The organism is Streptomyces sp. NPDC006711, assembly GCF_042869775.1.
GTDB lineage: Bacteria > Actinomycetota > Actinomycetes > Streptomycetales > Streptomycetaceae > Streptomyces.
Map to the genome: position 1 here is coordinate 134,473 of NZ_JBIAGO010000004.1, position 13,857 is coordinate 148,329.

General features: G+C 72.6%; 15 protein-coding genes. 4 read left to right on the forward strand and 11 right to left on the reverse strand.

Going from position 1 to position 13,857, the window contains the following annotated elements:
• Positions 1 to 18 precede the first annotated feature (18 nt).
• Genes mbhE through ACFYM2_RS11150 form a run of 4 tightly spaced genes read right to left on the reverse strand, consistent with a single transcriptional unit; the run spans position 19 to position 1,671 of the window.
• Entirely contained in the window at positions 19 to 777 is a 759-nt protein-coding gene (gene mbhE, locus ACFYM2_RS11135; protein ID WP_388835281.1) for a hydrogen gas-evolving membrane-bound hydrogenase subunit E, read from the reverse strand.
• Positions 774 to 1,034: a Na(+)/H(+) antiporter subunit B gene (locus tag ACFYM2_RS11140; protein WP_388835284.1), complete on the reverse strand. Its 261-nt coding sequence runs from the start codon at positions 1,032 to 1,034 to the stop codon at positions 774 to 776. Before ACFYM2_RS11140 ends, mbhE begins: the two co-directional genes overlap by 4 nt.
• Positions 1,031 to 1,498, reverse strand: a complete 468-nt coding sequence (locus ACFYM2_RS11145) for an MrpF/PhaF family protein (RefSeq protein WP_358997395.1) — start codon at positions 1,496 to 1,498, stop codon at positions 1,031 to 1,033. Before ACFYM2_RS11145 ends, ACFYM2_RS11140 begins: the two co-directional genes overlap by 4 nt.
• Complete coding sequence (locus ACFYM2_RS11150; RefSeq protein ID WP_350234099.1) at positions 1,495 to 1,671, reverse strand: hypothetical protein; 177 nt, start codon at positions 1,669 to 1,671, stop codon at positions 1,495 to 1,497. The genes ACFYM2_RS11145 and ACFYM2_RS11150 overlap by 4 nt, the downstream gene beginning before the upstream one ends.
• A 545-nt stretch (positions 1,672 to 2,216) precedes the next feature.
• Between ACFYM2_RS11150 and ACFYM2_RS11155 the strand changes: the two genes are divergently transcribed.
• On the forward strand, positions 2,217 to 3,266 hold the full coding sequence (locus tag ACFYM2_RS11155) for an AI-2E family transporter (protein ID WP_388835287.1): 1,050 nt from the start codon (positions 2,217 to 2,219) through the stop codon (positions 3,264 to 3,266).
• A 66-nt stretch (positions 3,267 to 3,332) separates the two neighbouring features.
• On the opposite strand, the gene ACFYM2_RS11160 is transcribed toward ACFYM2_RS11155, so the two are convergent.
• On the reverse strand, positions 3,333 to 3,707 hold the full coding sequence (locus ACFYM2_RS11160) for a hypothetical protein (protein ID WP_358997389.1): 375 nt from the start codon (positions 3,705 to 3,707) through the stop codon (positions 3,333 to 3,335).
• A 151-nt stretch (positions 3,708 to 3,858) separates the two neighbouring features.
• Here ACFYM2_RS11160 and ACFYM2_RS11165 point away from each other — a divergent pair, with 151 nt between their 5' ends.
• On the forward strand, positions 3,859 to 4,992 hold the full coding sequence (locus tag ACFYM2_RS11165; protein ID WP_388835290.1) for a M20 family metallopeptidase: 1,134 nt from the start codon (positions 3,859 to 3,861) through the stop codon (positions 4,990 to 4,992).
• 327 nt (positions 4,993 to 5,319) lie between these two features.
• Here the strand turns inward: ACFYM2_RS11165 and ACFYM2_RS11170 are convergent, their stop codons facing one another.
• Positions 5,320 to 5,712, reverse strand: coding sequence for an STAS domain-containing protein (locus ACFYM2_RS11170; protein WP_388835293.1), 393 nt, complete (start codon positions 5,710 to 5,712; stop codon positions 5,320 to 5,322).
• Positions 5,713 to 6,098: 386 nt separating this feature from the next.
• Positions 6,099 to 7,598, reverse strand: a complete 1,500-nt coding sequence (gene xylB / locus ACFYM2_RS11175; protein WP_358997382.1) for a xylulokinase — start codon at positions 7,596 to 7,598, stop codon at positions 6,099 to 6,101.
• Positions 7,599 to 7,850: 252 nt separating this feature from the next.
• On the opposite strand from xylB, the gene xylA reads away from it, so the two are divergent.
• Positions 7,851 to 9,035 (forward strand): xylose isomerase, encoded by a 1,185-nt coding sequence (xylA, locus tag ACFYM2_RS11180; RefSeq protein ID WP_358997379.1) that lies wholly within the window; start codon positions 7,851 to 7,853, stop codon positions 9,033 to 9,035.
• A 13-nt stretch (positions 9,036 to 9,048) separates the two neighbouring features.
• Here xylA and thpR read toward each other — a convergent pair whose 3' ends face one another.
• On the reverse strand, positions 9,049 to 9,633 hold the full coding sequence (thpR, locus tag ACFYM2_RS11185) for an RNA 2',3'-cyclic phosphodiesterase (RefSeq protein ID WP_358997377.1): 585 nt from the start codon (positions 9,631 to 9,633) through the stop codon (positions 9,049 to 9,051).
• 300 nt (positions 9,634 to 9,933) lie between these two features.
• Here thpR and ACFYM2_RS11190 point away from each other — a divergent pair, with 300 nt between their 5' ends.
• Positions 9,934 to 11,247, forward strand: coding sequence for an alpha/beta fold hydrolase (locus ACFYM2_RS11190; protein WP_388835297.1), 1,314 nt, complete (start codon positions 9,934 to 9,936; stop codon positions 11,245 to 11,247).
• Positions 11,248 to 11,615: 368 nt separating this feature from the next.
• Here ACFYM2_RS11190 and ACFYM2_RS11195 read toward each other — a convergent pair whose 3' ends face one another.
• The 3 genes from ACFYM2_RS11195 to ACFYM2_RS11205 form a co-directional block, all read right to left on the reverse strand.
• The gene (locus ACFYM2_RS11195; RefSeq protein ID WP_388835300.1) at positions 11,616 to 12,458 is read right to left on the reverse strand and encodes a dienelactone hydrolase family protein; all 843 of its coding nucleotides are present in this window, start codon (positions 12,456 to 12,458) and stop codon (positions 11,616 to 11,618) included.
• 347 nt (positions 12,459 to 12,805) lie between these two features.
• Positions 12,806 to 13,261 (reverse strand): lamin tail domain-containing protein, encoded by a 456-nt coding sequence (locus ACFYM2_RS11200; protein ID WP_358997369.1) that lies wholly within the window; start codon positions 13,259 to 13,261, stop codon positions 12,806 to 12,808.
• 285 nt (positions 13,262 to 13,546) lie between these two features.
• Positions 13,547 to 13,747, reverse strand: a complete 201-nt coding sequence (locus tag ACFYM2_RS11205) for a hypothetical protein (protein ID WP_358997366.1) — start codon at positions 13,745 to 13,747, stop codon at positions 13,547 to 13,549.
• Positions 13,748 to 13,857: the final 110 nt, after the last annotated feature.

Here is a 13,857-nt window from a genome sequence, read left to right on the forward strand (position 1 = left end):
GTGGCCTCGCGCCCCCGCTCATGATCCGTTCCCGCCCTTCTTGACGTCGCCGTCCTCGATCTCGACCGCCTGGTCGAGGAAGCGGGCGAGCAGCACCACCACGGCGCAGGCCACCTCCATGCCGACCGCCGCGTTCAGCAGCGGCACCGTTCCGCCCGAGGCCAGCGTGTTGAACGTGCCGTACGGAAGCAGGGTGTTGGCGAGGAACGCCGAACCACCGAGCAGCCCGGCGACGCCGAGGACGAGGTAGGCGGCCTCGCCCGCCGCGTCACCCACCTCGTACAGGCCGACCGGACGGATCCGCTCCAAGGCGTGGTAATCGGCGCCGATGTACAACAGGTGCAGCGAGGTCGCCACGACCACCCCGCCCTGGAAGCCGCCGCCGGGACTGAGCTGGCCGTGCGCGATGACGTACAGGCCGCTCAGGAGCGCGACGGGCAGCATGATCAGCGCGTAGCGGCGTACGGGAGCGGCGACCTCGGCCGGGGCCGGCGCCACCTCGCGCTCGTCGCGGGTCTGACGCAACAGCACGACCGTGCCCAGCACCGAGGCGAACAGGATGCTCTCCTCGCCCAGGGTGTCGAAGGCCCGCAGATCGAAGTTGACCGAGGAGATGACGTTGGCGGTGTGCCGGGACAGGGCGGCGGCCACCGCGCGGTCGCCGTAGGGGTGGTGTCCGCCCCCGAAGTGCGGCATGCGCAGCGCGGCGGCGGCGTAGAGGGCGGCGACCGCGAGCATGCCCACCGCGAGTACCCAGCGGCGCGTCCTGCGGCTCACTGGTCACCGTCCTTGTGCTGTCCGCGCCGGCGCACCTTGCGTACGGACAGCAGGATGAGCAGCGGGGTGAGCGCGGAGCCCACCGCCAGCTGGGACAGGCCGACATCGGGGGCCTGGAGGACCGTGAACAGGACGGCGAGCGCGAGACCGAGCACCGCGAGCACCAGCGCCTGACGGGCCGGATCGCGCACGGCCACGGCGGCGGTCGCCGACGCCGCGACGAGCAGCAGCGAGACCAGGATCAGGGCGTCGGTCATTTCGCGGCGCCCCCGCCCGAGGGAAAGGCGGGAAAGCCGCCCGCGAGGGCCCGCGAGGCGATCACGTTCCCGGCCACGAGCAGCACCCCGATCAGGAGCAGTTTGACCATCGCGCGGCCGGGCCCGGTGGCCACGCACGCCGCGACCACCACCGCCCCGGTGGCCACCGCCGCCACCGCGGTCAGCAGGTTGGCGTGGGGGGGACGGTCGTCAAGGTCCTCGGCGAGCAGCCGCGCGTACACCAGGGTGCCGGCCGGCCCGAGCACGGCAAGGACCAGCGCGAGATCGACGTACGAGGGCCGCGCGTACGCCTGCGCGAGCAGCAGCATGACCAGGCACACCACGGATGTGCCGAAGTTCTGGGCGACCACCCGGCGTTCGAGCGGGCCGGTCGACACCCCCCACACCACGGGGCCGAACCCCGCCGCGAGCAGGGCCGTCGCCGCCACGAGCCAGCCGTTCACCAGCCGCTCATCGCCCGGCGCGCACCGGCCGCCGCCACGGCGGCGAGCAGGCCGGCCAAAGCTCCCACAAGAACCTCAAGGGCGTCCACCGTGCTGATGAGGACGAGCCAGCCGCCCGTCAGGAGCAACCACCACAGCAGCACTTCCGCGGTCACGGCCGCCGCTCGGCCCATCCCTGCATCACCTCGACCCCGACCCGTGATCAGCTGTCAGGCCCGGTTCTCGGGCCTGCTCATGAAAGCACCGCCGACCGGCGCGCCGACGACGGCGCGCGGTGCCTGGGCCGTCGGGGAGTGCCGGAAGAACCGATCCTCCCGGGCCCCTCCAGTACCCGGCTGATCCGGGGTCAATCACCGCCCCGGGCAAGAGCCGGCCATGCCCGCGGCCCACGGGCGTACGAGCTGACGGCCGGCCTGCGAGGCTCAGCCGGATGGCGGTCAGGCGGGCGGCATACGAGGCCGGTGACGGGATACCTGGCTAGGGTCACTGGGGAAGAGGCACCGGCGGCCACGTTGTCCTGACGCCCAAGGCCAGGGCCCGCGCGGGCCGGGGCCCCGCCCCCGCCACGGTCTCGAAGAGAGGTACCGGCAGATGCACGCATCACGCGCCTGCGCCTCGCCCGCGCCGGGCAGTTCCGGGGGCCCCGGTGAGTACGGCCGGGCCTGAGGGCGGCGGCCCCGAGCGGCCGGCGGCCGGGCCCCCGGCGAACTCCCCGCGCGTGCGTCCCGGCAGACGGACCGTGGTCGGCGGCGGCTCTTGGCTCGCGGTGGGATTCGCCGTCGGCCTCGGCGCGACGCTGGCGTGGCTGACCGTCCAGACCGTCCTCGAGGTCGGCAGTCTTCTGACCCTCCTGCTCCTGTCCGTGTTCATCGCCCTGGCCCTCGAACCGGTCGTCGCCTGGCTCACCCGCCACCGGGTGCGCCGAGGCTGGGCCGTCCTCGTCGTCCTCGTCGTCATCCTCGCGCTGTTCGCGGGGTTCTTGGCGCTGGTGGTCCCGCCGGTGACCGACGAGGTGAACGCGCTGGTCAAGGCGGTGCCCGGCTGGCTGCGCGAGGTGCACGACCACAACTCGGCGCTCGGCAGATTCGAGGACCGCTACCACGTAGTCGACAAGATCAAGCAGCAGTTCTCGTCCGGTGGCGCCGCCGGGCTCGCGGGCGGTCTGCTCGGTGCGGGCCGGGTCGTGGTGGGCGCGGTGACCTCAGCGGTCGTCGTCATCGTGGTGACGGTGTACGTGATGGCCTTCCTGCCGTCCCTGAAGCGGTTCTGCCTGCGCTTCGTCGCGGCCACCAAACGCCCGCACACCCGCGAGGTCACCGACGAGATCCTGAATCGGGTGGGCCGCTACATGCTCGGCAATGTGCTCACCTCGGTGATCGCGGGCCTGGCCACTTTCCTGTGGTGCGTGGTCACCGGTGTGCCCTATCCGGCGGCGCTCGGAGTCTTCATCGCCCTGATGGATCTCATCCCCATCGTCGGCACCACCATCGGCGGGTTCGTCGTCAGCCTGGTGGCGCTCTCCGTTTCGCTGCCGGTGGCGCTGGCGACCGCCGGTTTCTATGTCGCGTTCCGGGTCGCCGAGGACTATCTGATCGTGCCCCGCGTGATGCGCTTCGCCGTCGACGTCCATCCGCTGGTCACCGTGGTGGGCGTGCTGTTCGGGGGCGCGCTGCTCGGCATCGTCGGCGCGCTGGTCGCCATCCCGGTGGCCGTCGCGATCGGGCTGATCCTGGACGAGCATGTGTTCTCGCGCACCGACGCGTCCTGAGCCGGCGCGCCGCCCGCGCCCGGCACCCGGGTGGGTGGGCCCGCCGGGGGAGGCCCGGCGGGCCTCTCAGATCCGCTGGTCGCTGTAGCCGCACAGCCAGGCGAGCGCGTCGTGCACGCCCTGGGTGAAGTCACGGACGCCGCCCTCAGACGTGGGGTCTTCGAGCTGGACGACGGCCGCGTCCACTTCGGCGGTCAGGAGCGTCAGGTCCGGCAGGTCCCTCGCCGCCGAGCCGGTGACGGGCGCGCGGTCGGAGTGGCCGAGGGACCAGCGGTAGGCGGCGGCCGCGCCCAGCGCGAACTGGGCGGGCGTCTCGGGCCGCGTCGTGAGGTATTTCAGCGCCAGGTCCGCATCGCCTCGGGTCCGGACGCCGATCAACGTGGTCCGGTCGTCCTGCTCCGGCCCGGTCTCGGGTGTGCTCCGGTCCTCGGGTGCGGTCACATCACTCACCTCTGCATGCCGTACGTCGCCGCTTGGGGCCTCATTGGACGAGTACCCCCATGGCCGCCCCCTATCGACAAATCCTCATTCGAGTGAGTGGGGCGCGACGGGCGCTCGGGGACGCGATCCGAGTGCCCATTAGCCTGGCCGCATGACGATGCACAGGGCTGTTCCGGTGAGTGTGGACGCGATGATCGAGGATTTGAGGACGCTGGTCGAGGTCGAGTCCCCCTCGCGCGATCAGGGCGCCCTCGCTGCCTCGGCCGCCACGGTCGCCGCCGTCATCGAGAACCGGCTCGGCGGCAGGGCGCGGCTCGTGGAGGGCGAGGCGGGACCCCATGTGCACTGGTCCGGTGGTGGCGAGCCACGCGTACTGATCCTCGGTCATCACGACACCGTCTTCCCGATCGGCACCCTGGAGCGCCGTCCGTTCCGGGTGAGGGACGGACACGCGACCGGCCCGGGCGTCTTCGACATGCTGGGCGGTCTCGTGCAGGCCGTTCACGCGGTGGCGGCGCTGGATGACCGCGCCGGGGTCGAGATCCTGGTGACGGCCGACGAGGAGGTCGGGTCCCACTCGTCGCGCGCCCTCATCGAGGAACGCGCTCTTGCCTGCGGCGCGGTGCTCGTGTGCGAGGGCGCCGCCGACGGGGGCGGCGTCAAGACCGGCCGCAAGGGCTGCGGCACCTTCCAGGTCATCATCACCGGCCGGGCGTCGCACGCGGGCCTCGAACCGGCGGCCGGGGTCAACGCCCTGGTGGAGGCGGCCCACCAGATCCTGGACATCGCGGCGCTCGGACGGCCCGAGATCGGCACGACCGTCACTCCGACCGTCGCGTCCTCGGGAACGCTGGACAACGTGGTGCCCGCGCGAGCCACTGTCGTGGTCGACGTCCGGGTCGAGTCGGCCGAGGAGAAGGAGCGGATCGAGGCCGCCTTCGCGGGGCTCGTCCCGCGTCTGGCGGAGGCGGAGATCAGGGTCGAGGGGTCCGTGGGCCGGCCCCCGATGCCCGAGTCCGCGTCGGAGGAACTGTTCGCGCTGGCCCAGCGGCTCGCTCCCGGACTCGAAGGCAGGGCGGTCGGCGGCGGCAGCGACGGCAACTTCACGGCGGCCCTCGGGGTGCCCACCCTCGACGGACTGGGGGCGGTGGGCGGCGGCGCCCATGCCGACCACGAATACGTGGTGGTGGACACCATGGCCGAGCGGGCCGCCCTGGTGGCCGATCTGGTACGGGCGGTCCGCGCGTCCGACCGCGCCGGGGGCCGCGCGGGGTCCACGGCGTAGGCGAACCGAGGATTGTGCGGCGCGGGGGCACGTCGTGGCGTGGCACGCGCCGGGGTGTGGCCCGGTCGGCGGGTAGGGCGCGCATGCGCCGGTGTGCGGCCGGGGCGGGTGTGGCTCGTGCCGTCGTGCTGGGCGCGCGGGACCGCGTTAGCCGAGGGGGCGCCCAGGGCATGCGCCGGCGCGTGCCCCGGGAGGGTGTGGCCCTTGCCGTCGTGCCGAGTGCGCGGTACCGCGTTAACCCACGGGCGCCCGGGGCACGGGCCCCTGTGCCCCCCGGGGCAGGAGCCGTGTCGTGCCGAGCGCGCGCGGTGCGAGCAGTACCGCGCGTTACCCGATGGGTCTTCCTCCGCCCACGGCGTCCGCGTCCGCGTCTTCGGCCAGGGCGTGCGGGAGCGCGTCGAGCATGGTGAAGGCGGCGTCGAGCCGGACGATCCGCAGTATGCAGGAGATGCGCGGGGTGCCGCGTATCAGCCGCAGGACACCGTCTCGCCGCGCCACCTGGTCGCGGATGGCGAGGAGGAGCCGGATGCCGCCGGCGTCCAGGAAGGTCACGGCCGTCAGGTCCACGACCACGTCGGCGTCCCCCCGGCACACCAACGTGCGGATGCGCGGGCCGAGTTCCCTGTGCGCCAGCATGTCCAGCTCGCCGTGCAGTTCGATGATGATGGTGCTGCCCACGGTGCGCGCCCGCAGCCAGAAGGCGAGTTCGTCTGCGCCCACGTCGTGCCTGCCTGTCTCTTGTGTCCCGAGTGCGCGCCACGTCGTCGACACTCGGAGGATTATCACTCTCCGTGACCCTCTTGCAGGGGCGCGAAGTGGGAGCGTATGGAAAACCCCCTGGTAGTCCTCATGCCCCGCCGAATCGATGATCGCACTTCTGTGACGTTCCGTAATGGTGCGAGTTTCGGACAAGGTGTGCCGCGGCGGTTGGAGGTGGCCGCGACGGGCTGATCGGCCAGGATCGCGGTGGCCCGCCCCCGCGCCCCGGCGCCGCCGCTGACGTGTCACCTTCTGTCCCGGCCCGCGCGTGGCCGGATCGGATGCGCGCGGGCCGGGGCGCCGGGTCGTGAGCCCGTACGGGCCGGGCGTTCGCCGAAGGCGCGCGCTCATTCCGTACGCCGGGGACGCGGGCGGTCGAGCAGCGTGGCCGCCGCGCCGTCGAGCACGGTGACGACGCGGTCCCAGGTCGCCAAGTCCCGCTCCAGAGGCGGCAGTTCCGTGCCCTCGCCCGTTCCCCACGCGCGGGCGACGGCCACCGGGTCGTCACCGGAGGCGGCCGCCGCGGCGAGCGCGGCCGCGCCGATGGCCACCAGCTCCGTGGCGGCCGGGACGATCAGCGGGCGCCCCGAGAGCCGGCGCACCGTCTCGACCCAGGCGCGCCCCCTGGCCCCGCCGCCGATGAGTCGCAGGGGGCGGGCCGCGACGGCGGGGGAGGCCGGGTCGAGGCCGCAGGCGCGCAGGACGTGGTCCAGCGCGCGCAGCACGGTGACGGTGGCGCCTTCGTAGGCCGCGCCCAGGAGTTGCCGAGAGGTGGTGGCATGGCGCAGACCGGTGAGCAGTCCGGAGGCGCCAGGAAGGTCGGGGGTGCGTTCGCCGTCGAGGTAGGGCAGCAGCACCGCCTCGCCGCCGGGCTCCGCCTCGTCGCGGCCGAGCCCCAGCAGTGTGGCGATCCGGTCGACGGCGAGCGTGCAGTTCAGCGTGCACGCCAAGGGCAGGTATCCGCCGTCGGCCGCGGCGAAGCCGCTGAGCGCGGGATCGGCGGGCGTGGCGCGCGTCGCCGCGAAGACCGTGCCGGAGGTGCCGAGGCTCAGGACGGGGTGGTCGAGGAGCCCGGCGCCGCCGAGTCCGAGACCCACGGCGGCGCTCATGTTGTCGCCGGTCCCCGCGGCCACCGCGACACCGGCCGCAAGGCCGAGCTCGTCGGCGGCGCGCGCGGTGAGGGAGCCGACCCGGGTGCCACCTGTCGCGGCGACCACCGGCAGCAACTCTTCCTCCAGTGCCAGGAGTTGAAGGATCTCCCGGTCGTACGCACCGGTCGCGGCCGCATACCAGCCGGTGCCCGACGCGTCGCCGGGGTCGGTCGCGGCGACGCCGGCCAGCCGCTCGGTGAGGAAGTCGTGCGGCAGCCGGACCGCCGTGCAGCGCTCGGCGGCCCGGGGCTCGTTCTCGCGCAGCCACTGCCACTTGGCGGCGGTCACCGCGGCCACCGGCACGGAGCCGGTGCGCCCAATCCAGACGCCGGGGCCGCCGAGCGCGTCCACCAGGGCGCGGGCCTGCGGGGCCGAGCGGGTGTCGTTCCACAGCAGGGCAGGGCGCAGCGGCCGGCGGTCGGGGCCGAGGACCACCAGGCCGTGCTGCTGGCCCGCGACCGCGATGCCGGTGACGGCGGACGCGGGGGCGCCCGACTCCTTCAGGCCCGCCGCGACGGCCGAACGCAGCGCCTGCCACCACTCCAGCGGATCGCCCTCCCGGGCGCCCGCGGTGCCGGTGACGCGGTGCGGGGCCCGTCCCACCGCGAGCGTCCTGCCCGTGACGGCGTCGGCGAACAGTGCCTTGGTGGACTGGGTGGAGCTGTCGACACCGATGACGACCGGGCTGTGCGGCATCCGGGGGCACCTCTCGTGGGGGCTCGTGCGGTCTCGTGCGGTCTTGGGCGGACTTGAGTGGGAAGGAAGGGGATCCGACGGGGGTGCGGAGCCACCGGACGGCCATTTGCATGGCTGTCCAACAAAACAGGACAACCAAATTAGGGGAAGGGGTGGGGTTACGGAAGGGAGGGCGATCATGCACTATTTGGTAAGTCAGAAAACAAATAGCCGGACGATCGTCGGACGGCCCGCGCGAAGGCGGCGAGGAAGATGACGGAACGCTTCACTCCGACCCCCGAGGACAAGTTCTCCTTCGGGCTGTGGACCGTGGGCTGGCAGGGCCGGGACCCGTTCGGCGACGCGACCCGCCCGGCCCTCGACCCCGCCGAATCCGTACGCCGCCTCGCGGGGCTCGGCGCGTACGGCGTGACCTTCCACGACGACGACCTGATCCCCTTCGGCTCCTCGGACACCGAGCGCGCGGCGCACGTCAAACGCTTCCGGCAGGCCCTCGACGCCACCGGCATGGTCGTGCCGATGGCCACCACCAACCTCTTCACCCATCCCGTCTTCAAGGACGGGGCGTTCACCGCCAACGACCGCGACATCCGCCGGTACGCGCTGCGCAAGACCCTGCGCAACATCGACCTGGCCGTGGAGCTGGGCGCGCACACCTACGTCGCCTGGGGCGGCAGGGAGGGCGCCGAGAGCGGCGCGGCCAAGGACGTGCGCCTCGCCCTCGACCGGATGAGGGAAGCGTTCGACCTGCTGGGCCAGTACGTCACCGAACAAGGCTATGACCTGCGCTTCGCCATCGAGCCCAAGCCCAATGAGCCGCGCGGTGACATCCTGCTGCCCACCATCGGACACGCCCTGGCCTTCATCGAACGCCTGGAACGTCCCGACCTGGTCGGCGTCAACCCCGAGACGGGCCACGAGCAGATGGCCGGTCTCAACTTCACCCACGGCATCGCGCAGGCCCTGTGGGCCGGCAAACTCTTCCACATCGACCTCAACGGCCAGTCCGGCATCAAGTACGACCAGGACCTGCGCTTCGGCTCGGGCAACCTGCGCGACGCCTTCTGGCTGGTGGACCTGCTCGAATCGGCCGGCTACGAGGGGCCGAGGCACTTCGACTTCAAACCGCCGCGCACCGAGGACATCGACGGCGTGTGGGCGTCGGCGGCCGCCAACATGCGTAACTACCTCATCCTGAAGGAGCGTTCGGCCGCGTTCCGCGCCGACCCCGAGGTGGCCGAGGCGCTGCGCGCCGCACGCCTGGACGACCTGGCCCGGCCCACCGCCGAGGACGGCCTGGCGGGCCTGCTCGGCGACCGCACCGCCTTCGAGGACTTCGACGTGGAGGCGGCGGGGGAGCGGGGCATGGCCTTCGAACACCTCGACCAGCTGGCCATGGACCACCTGCTCGGCGTCCGCCAAGTACCCGTCGCATGACGCCGCGTACGGCTCAGCGCTCGCCGCCGAAGCGCCACGCCGCGATGTCCCGGTAGCGGATCGGCCCCGGGCCCCGGCCCACATTGCTGGCGACCAGGTGCAGACGCTCGGCCGCCCACGGCCGGCCGGCGAAGGAAGCGAGGCCGTCGGCGGCCTTCACCACGCTCGAGAGATCGTCGCGGCGGGCGCGGGCCAGCGTCAGATGCGGCCGCAGCGGACGGTCCTCGAAGACGACGCCGCACTCCTTGACCACGCCGCGCACTTCGGCCGTCAGCCGGTGCAGCCCGTCCACCTCCCCCTCGATCCCGCTCCACAGCACCCGCTCGTCGAAGTGCCCGCCGCCGCGCAGCGACAGCCGCAGGGCGGGCCGCGTCGCCGCGAGTGCCGCGAGCGGCCGGCGCAGCAGCGGGACGGTCGTGGCCGGGAGCTCCCCGAGGAACGCCAACGTGATGTGCCAGTCCTCGACGCGGTTCCAGCGCAGCCGCGCATAGGCCTCATACGCGGGCGCGAGGGCGCGAGCCAGCTCGGCCTTCGCCTCGTCGGGCGGGGCGAGCGCTATGAAGACGCGGACGGTGGGTGGCTGGTTCTCTTCGGTCACGTAGCACTTCGTACACCACGGGGCGCCGCAGTCCGTGCACAAGGGGGCGCCGCGCTTCGTACAGTTCGTACAGAATGGGGCGTCGCACTCCGTAAATCACAGCGCTTCGCACTTCGTGAAGCACCGAACCTCGCGATGGCCGCAGGCCCCCGCCGGAGCCCGTCCCCGCCACCCCCTGACACCAGGGGCCCAGCGTCAATTACGGTACGCGGGTGGACACCGAGGCGTACGCGGTCACCAGGGCGTACGCCCACGAGCCGTGCCAGCCGCGCCAGTGCAGACCGTAGACAAGGGAGTCTCATGTCCGTCGTGATCCGACAGCCGGGTACCGTCCTGACCGACCACTTCTTCCAGGTGCCGCTGGACCACGACGCGCCACAGGGCGAGCAGATCGAGGTCTACGCGCGCGAGGTGGTCGCGGCCGGCCAGGAGAACGCCGAACTGCCGTGGCTGCTCTACCTCCAGGGCGGCCCCGGCGGGCGCGCGGGGCGGCCGGTGGGCCGGGACAGCTGGCTCGACCGGGCCTTGGAGGACTACCGCGTCCTGCTCCTCGACCAGCGTGGCACCGGGCGTTCCACCCCGGCCAACCGGCAGACGCTTCCCCTGCGCGGCGGCGCGGCCCAACAGGCCGACTATCTCTGCCATTTCCGCGCCGACTCGATCGTCCGCGACGCCGAACTGATCAGGCGCCGGCTGCTCGGTGAGGAGGGCCGGTGGACGCTGCTCGCGCAGAGCTTCGGCGGGTTCTGCACGCTCACCTACCTCTCGCTCGCCCCCGAAGGGCTGCGCGAGGCGCTGATCACCGGCGGACTCGCGGGACTGCGCAGCAGCGCGACGGACGTCTACCGGGCGGCCTACCCGCGGGTGGCCCGCAAGAACGCCGCCCATTACGCGCGCTACCCCGAGGACGTCGAAGCCGTCCGCCGGATCGCCGAGCACCTGATCGAGGCGCCGGCCCGCCTGCCCGACGGCGGCACCCTGACCGTCGAGGCCTTCCAGGCACTGGGCATCGTGCTGGGCAGCGGCAACGGCTCCCACCTTCTGCACTACCTGCTGGAGGACGCCTGGATCCAGGGCAGCGCGGGCCCTGAGCTCTCCGACACCTTCCTGGCCGGCGCCCAGGCGAAGCTCTCCTTCGCCGATGGCCCTCTCTACGCGGTGCTCCAGGAAACCATCTACGGGCAGCGGTCGGTGGATCCGGGCCCGACCGGCTGGGCCGCCGAGCGGGTGCGCGCGGAGTTCCCCGAGTTCGACGCCGCCAAGGCCCTCGCGGACGGCGCCCCCGTGCTGTTCACCGGGGAGATGATCTACCCCTGGATGTACGACACGGACCCGGCGCTGCGCCCGCTGCGCGAGACGGCCGACCTGCTGGCCCGGCGCACGGACTGGCCGGACCTGTACGCCCCTGACGTCCTCGCGGCCAACCGGGTTCCGGTGTTCGCCGCCGTCTACCACGACGACATGTACGTCGACACGGCTGACTCGCTGGCCACGGTTGACGCGGTGGGTTCGGTGCGGGCGTGGGTGACCAATGAGTGGGAGCACGACGGGTTGCGGGCGTCGGGCCGGCAGGTCGTGGACCGCTTGATCGCCATGGCGCGGGGCCACGTGTAGACCCCGCCGAGCCGGCGCCCCCGGGGCTCCGCCCCGACCCCGGTTCTGGCCCCTCCCCGCCCCTTCCCTAACCCTCCGGGGGTGGAAGGAACAGCCCCGGGGCTCCGCCTCAGGCCCCGCCCGGGGCTCCGCCCCAGAGCCCGTTCGCGCCTGAAGGGCGCTCGTCCTCAAACTCCCCCAAGGTCTCAGGGCCAGGGGGGACCCCCATGACAGGCTGGGTATGCCTCAGCAGGAGCGCTGTCAGGGGCGCGGGGAACTGCGCGAGAAGCGACCACGACCCGCACCCGAACACCACGCCATTCAGGGGGCGCGGGGAACTGCGCGACCGGCCACACCCGGCCCGCACTCGAAAGGTGCGGCCGGGTCGCTCAGTGGGCGACGGGGCATGATGGGGCGACTCCCAACTCGCCCTTCCCGTCGGCCCGTTCGGCGCCCAGGGTCGTGTCCGTCGTCGGTACGCATTCCGCCAGCAGATCCAGGACGTCACGCCAGGCGCGCCGTGCGTGCAGAGGGTGGTGGCCTACGCCCGCGGGTGCGGGGTGGTCGACCGGCGGGTGGTGGAAGGCGTGCAGGGCGCCGCCGTACACGGTGAGACGCCAGTCCACACCCCCCGCCTGCATCTCGGCGGCGAACGCGTCCCGTTGGGCGGGCGGCATGATCGGGTCTTCCGAACCGACGCCGGTCCACACCGGACAGTCGATGCGCGCCGCTTCGCCGGGCCGGCCGGTGGTGAGGGCGTTGACCGTGCCGATCGCACGCAGGCCCGCTCCGTCGCGCCCCAGTTCCAGCGCGATCGCGCCGCCGGTGCCGTAACCGATGGCAGCGATCCGGTCGGGGTCGGTCCGGGGCTCGGCGCGCAGCACGTCCAGGGCCGCGTGGCCGATGTCCCGCAACCGGTCGGGGTCGGCGAGCATGGGCAGGCAACGCGCCCGCATCTCCTCGGGGTCGCTCAGATAGCGACCGCCGTGGAGGTCGAAGGCGAGCGCCACGTATCCCAGCTCGGCGAGCGCGTCGGCCCGGCGGCGCTCGACGTCGCTCAGCCCCATTCCCTCGGGTCCCACCAGGACCGCAGGCCCGCGCCCCGTACCGGCCGGGAGCGCGAGATGTGCGGTCATCGTGAGGCCGTCGGCCGCGTAGACGACCGTACGTGTGGTCACCTCCGCATGTGTCGTCACCGCACTCCCTGTAGCGCCGCGTTCCGTGATCGTCATGCGGGCGACTCTAGGGATCGGGGGAGCCGCACCGGACGCGTGTTCACGGCCGGCGGAACGCGGGCGCGAGCCGGCCCGGCCGTGTGCCGGCAGCGCCGGTTCTCCCGCGCACCGCGCCCCGGTCTCCGGTGCCGCCCGAGCCTGCTGCTGCCACGCCGGTCGCGCCCCGGACGTCGATGCCGTACCGGCGGGCCGGGCCGGACCGGCGGGCCGCGCTCCGGCCCGGCCGCCGGCGGGCGCCGCGTTCCACACGATCAGCGCGGCCGCCAGTGGTAGCGCGGTGCCCGGCACCCCTCGCGGGACGCCGGGCACCGGCCCGTCACCACTGGTGTGGAGCGATCAGCGGATCAGCGGTGACGCCAGGACTTGACGTCCACCGTGCGCTTGTGGGCGTCACGCAGGACGGCGCTGTCCGTGTTGTTGTCCCACATGTAGTCGCGGCGCCCCTGGTAGACGTCGCGCCCGGTGTTGTGACCCCTGCCGGTGTGGACCCGCACCGACTGGTGGCCGCCGAGACGCAGGTCGCGGAACGTGTACGTCAGGTGGGAGCGCCGCTCGGTCAGGGTCCAGCCCTTCAGGTTCACGGCGTGGCGGCCCTTGTTGGTGACGGTGACCCACTCGGCGTTGAGGCTCTTCTGGGAGCGGTCGTCACGCCCGGGGCTGTCGTACTGGATCGCTCCCAGAACGACGGGCGAGTGCGGAGTCGGCCTGGCCGCCGCGGTGGCCGGAACAACCGCTGTCGCGGCGAGGCCGGCGGCGGCCAGGGTGAGTGCGGCTACACGGCTGATGGAACGAGGAGACATGTGAACCCCTGATTCGCGGCGCCCTCCACAGGAGCGTGGTGGCGCCAATCGTGCGGATGCCCGGCGCTGGTTCGGCCGGACGCACACACTCTGGCCTGCGCTTGTGCCGCCGGGGTGGAAAAACCCCACACGTGACCAAATACTGAATCTGACACACCGTCAGTGATGACGGCGCATGCGCCCCCGCGCGAACGGACCGGTGAGCTCTCCCTCATTCGGCTCAGGGAAGAGTCGACAAGAGGTTCATCGCACGGGCGTGTTCTCGCCACTCTCCGTCGGGCCGGCTCACGAAGCCGACGCCCAGATCGCCCCTGCGGGGAAGAGGAAGAGCACCACCAGGACGGTGATGGACAACAACAAGCACCCCGCCCTCCTCTCCTTGCTCACGAGGAAGAAGGACGCCGCGACGGCGAAAATGACCACGATCAGGCCGATCAGGCAGAGGGGGAGGACACCCGGGATCAGCAATACGAGCAACGTGCCCATGACCATCTGCGTACTCGCCTTCGGAGCGGTCGGTGACGGGATCCCGTCGAGGCGGCGTGCGCCGGCCGGTGCGGGATCCGAATTTGAACGTGTTCAAGTTACCCCGGACC